Below are 13,016 nucleotides of genomic sequence, written 5' to 3'. Positions count from 1 at the left end.
GAACGAAAGTTCTGCGGGCTTTTATTCAGCTTGGCAAAGCCAGGCTGAGAATCTGGCGGAGATGGTGGGATTCGAACCCACGATGCAGTTTTTAGCCACATACTCCCTTAGCAGGGGAGCCCCTTCAGCCTCTCGGGCACATCTCCGAAGAGAACGAGATTCTAGCACGACTTTTTAACGGTTTTTCCCTGGCGGGGCCTGCCCGTGAAAAAAATCGTGCCGGAACTGCGCTCCTCAGGCCTTGGTGGCCGGCGCCTGGTCCAGGCCGAAGGCCTTGTGCAGTGCGCGCACGCCCAATTCCATGTACTTGTCGTCGATGATGACCGAGGTCTTGATTTCGCTGGTGCTGATCATCTGGATGTTGATACCTTCTTGCGAAAGCGTCTGGAACATCAGGCTGGCCACGCCGACGTGCGAACGCATGCCGATGCCGACGATCGAGACCTTGGCGACCTTCTCGTCGGTGGACAGTTCGCGAGCGCCCACGGCGGGAATGACTTCGCGCTTGAGCAGGTCGACGGCGCGGGCGAACTCGTTGCGGTTCACGGTGAACGAGAAATCGGTCGTGCCGGCCACGGACTGGTTCTGCACGATCATGTCGACATCGATATTGGCGGCGGCAACCGGGCCCAGGATCGAGAAGGCGATGCCGGGCTTGTCGGGAACGCCCAGCAGGGTGATTTTGGCTTCGTCGCGGCTGAAGGCGATGCCGGAGACAACGGCGGCTTCCATTTTTTCGTCTTCCTCAAAAGTAATCAGCGTGCCCGAAACCATTTCCTGGTCGAGCGGGATGAGCGGGTCGGTCAGGGACGACAGGACCCGCGTCGGCACACGGTATTTGCCGGCGAATTCCACCGAGCGGATCTGCAGGACCTTGGAGCCCAGCGAGGCCATTTCCAGCATTTCCTCGAAGGAAACGACGGCCATGCGGCGCGCTTCGGGCACCACCCGCGGATCGGTCGTGTAGACGCCATCCACATCGGTGTAGATCAGGCATTCATCGGCCTTGAGCGCCGCCGCCACGGCCACGGCCGAGGTGTCGGAGCCGCCACGGCCCAGCGTCGTGATGTGGCCTTCCGGGTCCACGCCCTGGAAGCCCGTGACGATGACCACGCGGCCGGCGTCGAGGTCGGCGCGGATGCGGGCGTCGTCGATGGACGTGATGCGCGCTTTGGTGAACGACGAATCGGTGCGCACCGGCACTTGCCAGCCCGCGTAGCTGCGGGCGGCCACGCCTTCGGCTTGCAGCGCGATGGCCAACAGGCCGCTGCTGGCCTGTTCGCCGGTGGCGGCGATCATGTCGAGCTCGCGGGCGTCGGGCTGGGGCGTAATTTCGCGGGCCAGGCCCAGCAGACGATTGGTTTCGCCTGCCATGGCCGAGGGCACCACGACAACCTGGTGGCCGGCAGCGTGCCACTTCGCGACGCGTCGCGCCACGTTCCGGATGCGCTCTACCGAGCCCATCGAGGTACCGCCATATTTATGAACGATCAGGGACATCTCGTACTCTGGCTGGGAACCCGCCGCAAGTGTTGACGGGCAAAACCTCATATTCTATCGCGGCGGTAAAAATTTGCGCAGGTCGTGGAATTTTCTTTCCATCGCACGGTCATTTTTCGCGAAATTTGTCGTCTTTCGCCGAATTTTCCGGATTCGCAGCCGGGTTCCCGCGGGCGTTTGCCGACGGCTGGCCCGTCGCTGGGCGGGGTTCCAGCCATACCCGCCCCCGATGGCAGCGGATCACGTGCCCGGCCTGCTCCACCCGCAACTGGCGGTCGTGCCCCAGGCTGTGCAGTTCACGCAGTTGACGCAGCAGGTCGCGCAGGCGCGCGTCGGTCGGCATGCGGGCGCCGTTCTGCGCCAGCCAGTAGCGCAGCGCCTGGGCCTGGCGCGCCGGCGACAGCCTGCGCCAGGCGGCCAACGAAAAACTGGCGCCATCCGGTCCGGGCTCCAGGCCGGCCAGGTCGTCGCGGGCGACTTCGTCCAGGATCTCGGCGGCTTCGGCCATGTGACGGGCGTGGCGGGCGACGATGGCGCGCCAGCCGGGCCAGCGGCCATCCAGCGCGGGCGCCAGCAGCGCGCGCAAGGCGGCACGGGTGTAGCGGGGATCGGCGTTGGTGGGGTCTTGCACGGGCCGCCAGCCAGTGGCGTCGGCGAACTGATCCGCGGCGTGCAGGATGGCCTGCCTGCCCTCGTCCAGCCAGGGGCGCAGGTAGGTGACGCCATCGCGGCGGGTCGAGGGCGCCATGGCCGCCATGCCGGCCAGCCCGGTGCCGCGCAAGAGGCGCAGCAATACGGTTTCGGCCTGATCGTTGCGGTGATGGGCCAGCAGCACCGCCGTCACGCCGTCAGCCTGGGCCAGGCGGGCCAGCGCGGCGTAGCGGGCGTCGCGCGCGGCGGCCTCGATGCCTTGGCCGCTGGCCTCGTCCACCTGGACCCGGGCCAGCCGGAGCGGCAGCTCCAGCAGGCCGGCCAGGGCCTGCACCTGCCGACTCCAATCGTCGGCCGCCGCTTGCAAGCCGTGATGCACATGGAACAGCACCACGTCGATGCCCGCGGCCCGGGCGACGGCGGCCGCATGCACGGCCAGCATGGCCGAGTCCGCGCCGCCGCTGACGGCCACGGCGATGCGACCCGGCGGTTGCGGCAGGCACTGCAAGGCGCGGCGCAGGGCGCCGGCCAGGTCGGGCGATACGGGATACGACTGCCCCGCGCTGGCCGCTTCGGAAGGATCGGACGCGGTGGGGGGGCAGGTCATGGCGGACGGCGCTGGGCAGGCCTGCCGCGGCGCCGGCACGGGCCGGCGCGCGGGGCGCCTCAGGCGCGCACTTCCTGGTAGGCGCCGTAGGACAGCAGGCGCTGGACGCGCTGTTCCACGAGCTGCTCGGGCGTCATGCCCTGCAGCTGGCGCAGGGCGTCGCCCAGCGCGCGACGCAACAGGCGCGCCATGACGCGCGGGTCGCGGTGGGCGCCGCCCACCGGTTCGTTGATGACGCGGTCGACCAGGCCCAGGTCTTTCAGGCGCGGGGCGATGATGGCCAGCGCCTCGGCGGCCTCGGGGGCCTTGTCGGCGCTGCGCCACAGGATGGACGCGCAGCCTTCGGGCGAGATCACGGCGTAGGTCGCGTACTGCAGCATCAGCACGGCGTTGCCCACGGCGATGGCCAGGGCGCCGCCCGAGCCGCCTTCGCCGATGATCGTGACGATCACGGGCACTTTCAGTTCGGCCATGGCATACAGGTTGTGGCCGATGGCTTCGGACTGGCCGCGCTCTTCGGCGCCGATGCCGGGATAGGCGCCGGGGGTGTCCACGAAGGTGAACACGGGGATGCCGAACTTTTCGGCCAGGCGCATCAGGCGCAGGGCCTTGCGATAGCCTTCCGGACGCGGCATGCCGAAATTGCGGGCGGCGCGTTCCTTGGTGTCGCGGCCTTTCTGGTGGCCGATCACCATGCAGGGCGTGCCGTTAAAGCGCGCCAGGCCGCCCACGATGGACTGGTCGTCGGCGTACATGCGGTCGCCGTGCAGTTCGTGGAAGTCGGTGAAGATTTCGCGCACGTAGTCCAGCGTATAGGGACGCTGGGGGTGGCGGGCGACGAGCGCCGTCTGCCAGGGCGTGAGCCTGGCGTAGATTTCCTTGGCCAGCGACTGGCTTTTCTGCTGCAGACGCCCGATCTCGTCGGAGATGTCTACCGCCGAATCGGCCTGCACGTAGCGCAGCTGCTCGATCTTGTTCTCAAGCTCGGCGAGCGGCTGTTCAAATTCCAGAAATGTATTGCGCATGTAGTGTGGTTCCGTAGATGGGCGACCTGGTTTGCGTCAGTATTGGACCGGCGTCGGTTCCAGACTGCGCCACAGATACCAGGTAGCCACGGTACGCCAGGGTTGCCACGCCAACGAGACTTCGCGAGCCTCGAAGCGCGAGACAGGCTCGCCGCTGAAATAGTGTAGCGAGATTGCCTTGAGCAACCCAGGATCATCCAGCGGCAGAACATCAGGCCGCTGCAGATTGAAAATCAAAAACATCTCCGCCGTCCAGCGTCCGATGCCCCGGATGGCGGTCAATTCGGAAATGACGGCCTCGTCGTCCATGGCCGCCCACTTTTCGGGGTGGACCCGGCGTTCGCCGAAATGCACGGCCAGATCCAGCACGTATTCGGCCTTGCGCTGGGACAGGCCGGCGGCGCGCAGGCCCTCCAGGCCGACGCGCAGCACCGCCACGGGGGTGGGCCGCTTGCCGGCGGCTTCCAGGAACTTGTCCCAGACGGCGTCGGCCGCCTTGGCCGAGACCTGCTGGCCGATGATGGCCCGCGCCAGCGTCACGAAAGGCGTGCCGCGCGAGGTCAGCCAGACCTCGGGGTGCTGGGGAATGATCTTTTTCAGGATGCGGTCGCGCCGCATCAGGTGGGCGACGGCGGCTTCCCAATACTCAGGCTTGGGAATGTCGGTATCTGCGATGGACATGTGGGGCGTTTCCTGGGGGTTCACGCCCGACGCCACTGCGTCAGGCCGCCCGGTTTGTCATCGAGTTCGATGCCGGCATCGCGCAGCTCGGCGCGGATACGATCCGCCTCTGCGAAATTGCGGGCCGCCTTGGCGGCCGCGCGGGCGTCGATGAGGGTCTGGATGGCATCGGCGTCCAGTTCGCTGCGCACGCCCTGTTCCATCGCGGCCGCCGAATAACGGGTGGACGACTGGAAGTAGGCGGCCGGGTCCTGTTGCAACAGGCCCAGCAGCGAGGCCAGCGCTTTGAGCTGGCCGGCGCTGCGGGCGCTCTTGCTGCGGTTGGCCTCGGACGCCAGCTCGAACAGGGCCGCGACGGCGCCGGAGCTGTTGAAATCGTCGTCCATGGCGGCCTTGAAGGCCTGCGCCTGGGGCTCGTTCCAGTCGATGCCCTGGGCGTCGGCCGGCACGTTCTGCAGCGCCTGGTACAGGCGGTCCAGGGCGTTCTGGGCGTCGACCAGGTTGTCCGGCGTGTAGTTCTGCGGGCTGCGGTAGTGGTTGCGCACGATGAAGAAACGCACCATTTCGGCTTCGCGCGGATTGACCCGGTAATCGGCCACGTCGGCCGCCGGCTCGCCCTGGGCGATGGTCTGGCGGATGGTGCGGAAATTGCCCAGCGACTTGGACATCTTGTCCGAATCGACCATCAGCGGGCCGCAATGCATCCAGATGTTGGCCAGCACGCCGCCGAAGGCACCTTCGGTCTGGGCGATTTCGTTTTCGTGGTGCGGGAATTTCAGGTCGGGACCGCCACCGTGGATGTCCAGGGGCAGGCCCAGCAACGACTTGCTCATGGCCGAGCATTCGATGTGCCACCCCGGACGGCCCAGGCCATAGGGCGATTCCCACTTGGTGTCGGCGGGTTCTTCGGCCTTGGCCGATTTCCACAACACGAAATCGAGCGGATCGCGCTTGGACGAGCCCACCGCCACGCGTTCGCCGGCACGCAGGTCGTCCAGCGTCTTGCCGGACAGCTTGCCGTAGCCCTCGAAACCGCGCACGGCGTAGTTCACGTCGCCGTCGTCGGCCTGGTAGGCCAGGCCCTTCTGTTCGAGCTTGCCGATGATGTCGAGCATCTCGCCCACGTACTGGGTGGCGCGCGGCTCGCGGTCGGGCGTGGCCACGCCCAGCGCGCGCTCGTCGGCGTGCATGGCGTCGATGTAGAACTCGGTGACTTCGCCGATGCGGCGGCCGGTCTCGACGGCGCGGCGGATGATCTTGTCGTCGATGTCCGTGATGTTGCGCACGTAGTCGACCGCCAGGCCGCTGGCGCGCAGCCAGCGCTGCACCACGTCGAACGACACCAGCATGCGGGCATGGCCCAGGTGGCAGAAGTCGTACACGGTCATGCCACACACGTACATGCGCACCTGACCGGCCTGGGCCGGCTTGAACGGTTCTTTGGTACGCGATAACGTGTTGTAGATTTGCAGCATGGCGCTTGTGAGATTGTCCAAATTTTTTCCGAGGCGGCTGCGGAAAACGTTGTGCCCGAAGGACGATACCTTCAAGACGGCCGCCCAAGGGTTGCCGACATTGCCAGGATCAGGCTTGCCACCCGGGGTTTCTCGCCTCGGGCTTCATGGGTTTTCATCCCATGGGTTTCATCCCATGGGTTTTCATCTGTCGACCTGATCCGCTACACCTGTCAGCCAGCGTTTTGCCTCAATGTCGAGCCAAAAACCCAACCGAGGCTAAAATGGCGGTCGTCAAGTATAGCAAGCGGCCCGGTCACGCGCGTATGCGCGGCCCGGCCTCGACTTTTAACGGATGCCCACGTGACTATCAAGCCGCGTTTTTGCGTCACCCTGCTCGCCCTGGCCCTGGCTGGCGCGCCGGTTGCCGGCGCCTTCGCCCAATCCATGGCCGGAGGCTCGGGACAGAACCCGAACGCCAGCCGCACCACGCTCGACCCCATCCCGCCCGAAGGCGGCTGGGATGGCCTGGCCAATGTGCTGAAATCCGTGCAGCCCAGCGTGGACACCCGCCTGCAGCCCACCGCCTCGCAGATCACCAACCACATCGAGCGCCTGCTGAACCACGGCGACAACGCCGAGGCGCTGGCGATGATCGAAAAGCGCGAAGCCCAGATCAAGGAGCAGCGCGGCACCGACGTGCAATTGATGTTCCAGCACGCGCGCGCCCTGGCTGCCCTGGACCGCAAGGCCGAAGCCATCGACATCTACACCGAGATGACGACCCGCTTCCCCGAGCTGCCGGAACCTTGGAACAACCTGGCCGCTCTATATGCCAGCCGGGGCGAACTTGAAAAAGCACAAGACGCCCTGCAACAGGCCTTGCGCGCCGACCCAGGCTACGCCGCCGCGCGCGCCAACCTGGGCGACCTGCAATTGCTGCAGGCGTTGCGCACCTACAAGCAGGCCGCCAAGGAAGGCGTGCCGGGCATGCAGGACAAGGCCCGCGAAGTCGAAACCATGCTGAAGGATAGGCAACACAAATGATGTCCCGCTATTCCCCTCTCCACCTGCTGCGCCTGACGGCGTGCTCGTTCGCGCTGGCCGCCTTTGCCCCAGCGCTCGTCAGCGCCGCGCCCGCGGCCGCCCCCTCAACCTCTCCCTCTGAAGGCACAAAAGCCATGAGCACCAATCCCCGCGTCAAGCTTCACACCAACCAAGGCGACATGGTCATCACCCTGGACGCCGCCAAGGCGCCCAAGACCGTCGAGAACTTCCTGACCTACGTCAAGGAAGGCTTCTACAACGGCACGGTGTTCCATCGCGTGATCGACGGCTTCATGATCCAGGGCGGCGGCTTCGAACCCGGCATGAAGCAGAAGCAGACCCACGCCCCGATCGAAAACGAGGCCAACAACGGCCTGAAGAACGACAAGTACACCCTGGCGATGGCCCGCACCAGCGACCCGCACTCGGCGACCGCCCAGTTCTTCATCAACGTGTCCAACAACGACTTCCTGAACTTCACCGCGCCCACGCCCAATGGCTGGGGCTACGCCGTGTTCGGCAGCATCACCGAAGGCACCGACGTGGTCGACAAGATCAAGGGCGTGAAGACCGGCAACAAGGGCTTTCACCAGAACGTCCCCAACGAAGACGTGATCATCGAGAAGGCCGAAGTTCTTGAATAAGCTTGCCCTGGCCGGCCCGATCTGGCTGGCATCCGACCTGCACCTGGGGCCGGCCACGCCGGCCACCTCGGAGGCCTTCCTGGCCTTCCTGCAGGCCGCCGAAGAAGAAGCCGCCGCCCTGCTGCTGCCGGGCGACATCTTCGATGCCTGGATCGGCGACGACGTGATCCGCGCCGCGCCGCCGTGGCTGGCCACGGTGCTCAAGGCGTTGCAGGCCACCGCCGCGCGCATTCCGGTCTGGCTGGGCCGCGGCAACCGCGACTTCCTGATCGGCGAGGAACTGGCCGCCGCCGTGGGCGCCAAGCTGCTGCCCGAACCGGCGCTGCTGCAGACCGACTACGGCAACGTGCTGCTGACGCACGGCGACGAATTCTGTACCGACGACGCCGCGTACCAGCAGTTCCGCCAGATGGTGCGCAATCCGCAGTGGCAGGCTGAATTCCTGTCCAAGACCATTCCCGAGCGCCTGGCCATGGCGCAGCAGGCCCGCGGCGAAAGCCAGGCCGCCAACCAGGCCAAGTCGATGGAAATCATGGACGTGAATGCCGGCGCCATTGCGCAGGCCTTTCGCGACGCCGGCGTGAGCGTGCTGGTGCACGGACATACCCATCGCCCTGCCCGCCACGTGCTTGACGTCGACGGCAAGAAGCGCGAACGCTGGGTGCTGCCCGACTGGGACTGCGACCACGTGTCGCCGCCGCGCGGCGGCTGGCTGGTCATCGACCAGGACGGCCTGCAGTTCTACGATCTCGAAACCGACGCGTAGGCCTGGGGCCCGCCCCCGCCATGCGCCATGAAAATGGGCCGCGTCACATGACGCGGCCCATTTTTTTGCCTGGGCGCGGGGCCCGGGCCCCGCGCAAGGCGGTGTCAGAGGAAGATCCAGGCCGCCACGATGGCGCCGAACACGATGCGGTACCAGGCGAACACGCGGTAGGTGTGGTTGGCCACGAAGCGCAGCACCGCCCGCACCACCACCATGGCGCTCAGGAAGGCCGCCACGAAGCCGACCGCAATGCCCGACAGGTCGTGCTGGGTGAGCAGGTCCATGTTCTTGTACATGTCGTACACGGCCGCGCCCAGCATGGTGGGCATGGCCAGGAAGAACGAGAACTCGGTGGCTGTCTTGCGCTGGATGCCCGCGATCATGCCGCCGATGATGGTGGCGCCCGACCGCGAGGTGCCGGGGATCATGGCCAGGCATTGGGCCACGCCCACGCCCAGCGCCTGCTTCCAGGTGATCTGTTCCAGCGTGCGCGCCGTGGCGTGTTCGTCGGACGCCGTGTCGTCCGCGGCGCCAGGCACGTCGCCCGGCGTGTGGCGGGTGCGGCGTTCGACGTACAGCATGATCAGGCCGCCCAGCACCAGGGTCACCACCACTACGCCCGGGTGGTAGAACACCTGCTTGATCGCCTTGATGAAGATGGCGCCGATGACGGCGGCCGGCAGGAAGGCGATGATCAGGTTGCGGGTGAAGGCCACCTCGCTGGGCACGCCGGTCAGCGTGCCGCGGATCAGCTGCAGCAGGCGGGCCCGGAAGATCCACATCACGGCCAGGATGGAACCCAGCTGGATCACGACTTCAAATACCTTGCCCTGGCTGGATTCGAAATTGATCCAGTCGCCGATCAGGATCAGGTGGCCCGTGCTGGACACGGGGATGAATTCCGTCAGGCCTTCGACGATGCCCAGGATGAAGGCCTTGATCAGGTAGAGCGTGGAATCGGTCACGATGGCGGGTTCCAGGTAGATGAGGTCGGGTCCGGGGCGGGGTCCAGGATTCGCGGCGCTAGTCGTTGGTCAGCGAGGCGTCTTCGTCCAGCAGTTCGGGCGCGCGCTTTTCGACGCGCACCAGGGCAATGCGGCGGCCATCCATTTCCAGGACTTCGAAGCGGAAATGGTCGTGGTGGATCTCGTATTCGCAGACATCGCCCGGCTTGGGCAGATGGCCGAAACGCGACAGCAGGTAGCCGGCCAGGGTGGAAAAATCCTGCGCATCATCGACCAGGCCTTCGGTTTCCAGCACCTGTTCGACATGGTGCAGGTCTGCTGCGCCGTCGATCTTCCAGGTGTTGGGGCCGTCGGCGACGATGTCGGGCAGCTCGTCTTCGTCGGGGAATTCTCCGGCGATGGCTTCGAACACGTCGATCGGGGTCACCAGGCCTTCGATGGCGCCGAACTCGTCGGCCACCAGCACCAATTGGCCGCGCGACCGCTTGAGCGTGTCCATCAGGCGCAGGATGCCGATGGCCTCGTGCACGATGATCGGATCGCGCAGGCGGTTGCGGCGTACCCGGCCTTCGGTGATCAGGTCGGCCACCAGGTCCTTGGCGCGGGCGATGCCCAGCACTTCGTCGAGCGAGCCGCGGCAGACCGGGAAGAAGCTGTGCGGCGCCTCGGTGATCTGGCGGCGGATGGTCTCGGGATCATCGTCGATGTTGATCCACGACACGTCGGTGCGCGGCGTCATGATGGACCGGATCGACCGCTCGGCCAGCGTCAGCACGCCGCTGACCATGTTGCGCTCTTCGACGCCGAAGGCCGGCATGGCGGGGCCGTCGGCGCTGGGCAGGTCAGGCTCTTCGGCGGGCGGGCGCTTGCCCAGCATGCGCAGCACGGCGGACGCGGTGCGTTCGCGCATGGGACGACGGGCGTCCAGCTTGAGCAGGTTGCGGCGCGCCACCTGGTTGAGCGCCTCGATGGCGACCGAAAAGCCGATGGCGGCGTACAGGTAGCCCTTGGGCACCTTGAAGCCGAAGGCCTCGGCCAGCAGCGAAAAGCCGATCATCAGCAAGAAGCCCAGGCACAGCACGACCACCGTGGGGTGGGCGTTGACGAAGCGCGTGAGGGGCTTGGACGCCAGCAGCATGATGCCGATGGCGATGACCACGGCAATCATCATGATGGCCAGGTGGTCGACCATGCCGACGGCGGTGATGACCGAGTCCAGCGAGAACACGGCATCAAGCACCACGATCTGCGTGACGATGACCCAGAAGCTGGCGTACACGCGCGGCCCCGACGAGCCGCCGTGCTGCCCGCCTTCGAGGCGCTCGTGCAGTTCCATCGTGCCTTTGAACAGCAGGAAGAAGCCGCCGACCATGAGGATCAGGTCCCGGCCAGAGGGCGAGAAGGGTCCGACCGCAAACAAGGGGGTGGTCAGGGTGACCAGATACGACATGACCGACAAGAGGCCAAGCCGCATGACGAGCGCCAGGCTGAGGCCCAAGATGCGCGCTCTGTCGCGTTGCGACGGGGGCAGCTTGTCCGCCAGGATGGCGATGAAAATCAGGTTATCGATTCCCAGGACGATCTCAAGGACGACCAGGGTAAGCAAGCCGACCCACGCAGCGGGGTCCAGCAGCCACTCCATCAGGAGCTCCAGAAGTTACACGACCGGTAATCGTACATGGAAAATCCGTGACACGCCGGTGACACGCCTCGTCCGCATGCCCTACGGCCGCGGGTTACGGGGCGATTGGCCAGTGGCACCGGCCATGAAAAAACCGGCCGCAAGGGGCCGGTGGGATGAGCAATGACGCGAGCGCAACGGCGACCCGCGAGCGCGATGTGGCGCATCGTCGGGCAGGCACGGCCGTGCCGCCCATGCGGGTGCGAGCCCGGCGGCCACGGCCGCCGGCTCGTGCAGGCGTCAGGCCGCGGGCGCCGGATTCAGGGCCGACAGCATCTGCGTGAAGATCTTGGGGCTGGCGGCCAGCACGTTGCCGGAATCCATCCAGCCTTGCTCGCCATCGAAGTCGGCGACCAGGCCGCCGGCTTCCAGCACCATCAGGCTGCCCGCCGCCAGGTCCCAGGGCTTCAGGCCCACGCCGCAGAAGCCGTCCAGGCGGCCGCAGGCCACGTAGGCCAGGTCCAGCACGGTGGCGCCCAGGCGGCGCACGCCGGTGCTGCCTTCGGCCATGTTGCGGAAGCGGGCCGAGCCTTGTTCCGGATCGCCGGAGTTGGGCCAGTGCGCGCCCAGCAGGGCCTCGTGGTAGCGGGTGCGGCCCGAGACGCGCACGCGGCGGTCGTTCAGGAACGTGCCGCTGCCACGGCTGGCGGTGAACAGCTCGTTGCGCGAGGGGTCATAGATGACCGCCTGCGTGACCTGGCCGCGCTGGGTCAGCGCGATCGACACGGCGTAGTTGGGCAGGCCGTGGATGAAGTTGGTCGTGCCGTCCAGGGGATCGATGATCCACTGGAACTCGGCCTGGTCGGGGCCCTGCAAGCCAAATTCCTCGCCCAGGACAGCGTGATCCGGGTAAGCGGCGTGCAGCGTCTCGACGATGGACTCCTCGGCGGCGCGATCGACTTCCGTGACATAATCGCGCGGCCCCTTGCGAGCCACGCTGAGTCGTTCCAAATCCATGCTGGCACGGTTGATAATGGTGCCGGCACGCCGGGCCGCCTTGATGGCGATGTTGAGCATCGGGTGCATAAAATTCCGTACGTATGCGGTGAACAGGCCGCTAGCCGCCGCCCCGGATCCGCCGCTGTCCCCATAGGGGAAATCGACCCAAAAAACCAGGAAGGCACTAAGCCAAACGTGCCATTTTAAATGACTCAAGCATTTTCACGCGTTCGCTTCATTATGGTGAACCCCAGCCACCCCGGAAACGTCGGTTCGGCGGCCCGTGCCATCAAGACCATGGGCTTCTCCGAATTGGTGCTGGTGGGCCCCAAATTCGCCGATGTGACCACCCAGCCGGAAGCCGTGGCCCTGGCCAGCGGCGCCCTGGACGTGCTGGAAAACGCCCGTATCCACGACACCCTGGAAGAAGCCCTGGCGCCGGTCACCCTGGCGTTCGCCCTGACCGCCCGGGTGCGCGACCTGGGTCCCCCGCCCTGCGACATCCGCCAGGCGGCCGACCTGGCCTGCGCCCACCTGGCCGAGACGGCCGAAGGCTGCACCGCCATCGTGCTGGGCACCGAGCGCGCCGGGCTCACCAATGAGCAGATCGGGCTGTGCCACCGCATCTGCCACATCCCGGCCAACCCCGAATACAGCTCGCTGAACGTGGCGCAGGCCCTGCAACTGGCCGCCTGGGAGCTGCGTTACGCCCTGCTGGTGGACCAGGGCGCCGCCCTGCTGCCGGCCTCGACCGCGCAGGAGCCGTCCCGCGGCGCCCAGCCGGCCTCCGGCGAGGCCGTGCAGGCCTTCCTGGCCCACTGGGAAGAAGCCCTGGTGGGCGTGCAGTTCCTGGACCCGGCCCATCCCAAGAAGCTGATGCCACGCATGCGGCACCTTTTTTCGCGCGTGGGCCTGACCCGCGACGAGGTCGACATGCTGCGCGGCGTCTGCACCGCGATGCTGGCCACCGCCCGGGGCGAGCGCACAAAAAAATAGGGACGGGCATCGCCCGTCCCTGCGCATCGGCTGCGGGCGGCTGGCCGCCCGCGGCACGAA

12 protein-coding genes and 1 tRNA gene are annotated in these 13,016 nt (G+C 66.6%); 4 read left to right on the top strand and 9 right to left on the bottom strand.

What is annotated here, in order from left to right; genetic code table 11:
• Positions 1-53: 53 nt before the first annotated feature.
• From AC6LJ2_RS02055 to cysS, 6 genes are all read right to left on the bottom strand, one after another.
• Positions 54-146 (bottom strand) — tRNA-Ser (locus tag AC6LJ2_RS02055).
• A gap of 88 nt (positions 147-234) precedes the next feature.
• Positions 235-1,500 carry an aspartate kinase gene (locus AC6LJ2_RS02050; RefSeq protein ID WP_025137988.1) on the bottom strand — a complete coding sequence of 422 codons (1,266 nt, stop codon included), beginning with the start codon at positions 1,498-1,500 and terminating at the stop codon, positions 235-237.
• A 109-nt stretch (positions 1,501-1,609) separates the two neighbouring features.
• Positions 1,610-2,671, bottom strand: coding sequence for a tRNA lysidine(34) synthetase TilS (tilS, locus tag AC6LJ2_RS02045; RefSeq protein ID WP_498150636.1), 1,062 nt, complete (start codon positions 2,669-2,671; stop codon positions 1,610-1,612).
• Between the two features lie 146 nt (positions 2,672-2,817).
• Positions 2,818-3,783, bottom strand: coding sequence for an acetyl-CoA carboxylase carboxyltransferase subunit alpha (locus AC6LJ2_RS02040; RefSeq protein ID WP_498150633.1), 966 nt, complete (start codon positions 3,781-3,783; stop codon positions 2,818-2,820).
• 36 nt (positions 3,784-3,819) lie between these two features.
• Positions 3,820-4,464, bottom strand: coding sequence for a DNA-3-methyladenine glycosylase family protein (locus AC6LJ2_RS02035; RefSeq protein WP_263912081.1), 645 nt, complete (start codon positions 4,462-4,464; stop codon positions 3,820-3,822).
• A gap of 20 nt (positions 4,465-4,484) precedes the next feature.
• Entirely contained in the window at positions 4,485-5,939 is a 1,455-nt protein-coding gene (cysS, locus tag AC6LJ2_RS02030; RefSeq protein WP_445659199.1) for a cysteine--tRNA ligase, read from the bottom strand.
• A gap of 342 nt (positions 5,940-6,281) precedes the next feature.
• On the opposite strand from cysS, the gene AC6LJ2_RS02025 reads away from it, so the two are divergent.
• The 3 genes from AC6LJ2_RS02025 (at position 6,282) to AC6LJ2_RS02015 (ending at position 8,375) form a co-directional block, all read left to right on the top strand.
• The gene (locus AC6LJ2_RS02025) at positions 6,282-6,965 is read left to right on the top strand and encodes a tetratricopeptide repeat protein (protein ID WP_498150632.1); all 684 of its coding nucleotides are present in this window, start codon (positions 6,282-6,284) and stop codon (positions 6,963-6,965) included.
• A 134-nt stretch (positions 6,966-7,099) separates the two neighbouring features.
• Positions 7,100-7,609, top strand: coding sequence for a peptidylprolyl isomerase (locus AC6LJ2_RS02020; RefSeq protein ID WP_025137994.1), 510 nt, complete (start codon positions 7,100-7,102; stop codon positions 7,607-7,609).
• Entirely contained in the window at positions 7,602-8,375 is a 774-nt protein-coding gene (locus tag AC6LJ2_RS02015) for a UDP-2,3-diacylglucosamine diphosphatase (protein WP_263912084.1), read from the top strand. The genes AC6LJ2_RS02020 and AC6LJ2_RS02015 overlap by 8 nt, the downstream gene beginning before the upstream one ends.
• A gap of 104 nt (positions 8,376-8,479) precedes the next feature.
• Here AC6LJ2_RS02015 and AC6LJ2_RS02010 read toward each other — a convergent pair whose 3' ends face one another.
• The 3 genes from AC6LJ2_RS02010 to AC6LJ2_RS02000 form a co-directional block, all read right to left on the bottom strand.
• Positions 8,480-9,340, bottom strand: a complete 861-nt coding sequence (locus tag AC6LJ2_RS02010; protein WP_445657109.1) for an undecaprenyl-diphosphate phosphatase — start codon at positions 9,338-9,340, stop codon at positions 8,480-8,482.
• A gap of 58 nt (positions 9,341-9,398) precedes the next feature.
• Positions 9,399-10,982: a TerC family protein gene (locus tag AC6LJ2_RS02005; RefSeq protein WP_263912086.1), complete on the bottom strand. Its 1,584-nt coding sequence runs from the start codon at positions 10,980-10,982 to the stop codon at positions 9,399-9,401.
• 279 nt (positions 10,983-11,261) lie between these two features.
• On the bottom strand, positions 11,262-12,047 hold the full coding sequence (locus tag AC6LJ2_RS02000; protein WP_175192733.1) for an inositol monophosphatase family protein: 786 nt from the start codon (positions 12,045-12,047) through the stop codon (positions 11,262-11,264).
• Between the two features lie 120 nt (positions 12,048-12,167).
• Between AC6LJ2_RS02000 and AC6LJ2_RS01995 the strand changes: the two genes are divergently transcribed.
• Positions 12,168-12,956: an RNA methyltransferase gene (locus tag AC6LJ2_RS01995; RefSeq protein ID WP_263912088.1), complete on the top strand. Its 789-nt coding sequence runs from the start codon at positions 12,168-12,170 to the stop codon at positions 12,954-12,956.
• Positions 12,957-13,016: the final 60 nt, after the last annotated feature.

The sequence above is a fragment of the Achromobacter sp. 1014246743 genome (genome assembly GCF_059760725.1).
The sequence above is the reverse complement of the archived record's forward strand: the minus strand, read 5'-3'. Positions and strand labels throughout refer to the sequence as shown.